The sequence below is a fragment of the Secundilactobacillus pentosiphilus genome, assembly GCF_002217985.1.
Taxonomy (GTDB): domain Bacteria; phylum Bacillota; class Bacilli; order Lactobacillales; family Lactobacillaceae; genus Secundilactobacillus; species Secundilactobacillus pentosiphilus.
In genome coordinates this window covers 1-210 of sequence record NZ_BCMI01000086.1, presented here as the reverse complement: position 1 = coordinate 210, position 210 = coordinate 1, and the positions used below count along the sequence as shown (strand labels likewise).

Here is a 210-nt window from a genome sequence, read left to right as displayed (position 1 = left end):
TGCTCTACCAACTGAGCTAACGGCTCAATGGAGGATACAGGGCTCGAACCTGTGACCCTCTGCTTGTAAGGCAGACGCTCTCCCAACTGAGCTAATCCTCCATAAAAATCGCGTGGCAACGTCCTACCCTCGCAGGGGGCGATCCCCCAACTACTCTTGGCGTGCTGAAGCTTAACTACTGTGTTCGGCATGGGAACAGGTGTATCCTTC

Annotated in this window: 1 tRNA gene and 1 rRNA gene; both read right to left on the bottom strand. The window is 54.3% G+C overall.

The window, feature by feature from the left end:
- Positions 1–28: 28 nt before the first annotated feature.
- A tRNA-Val gene (locus tag CES81_RS13160) sits at positions 29–101 on the bottom strand.
- Between the two features lie 9 nt (positions 102–110).
- Positions 111–210, bottom strand: a 5S ribosomal RNA gene (gene rrf / locus CES81_RS13155); the annotation flags it as partial.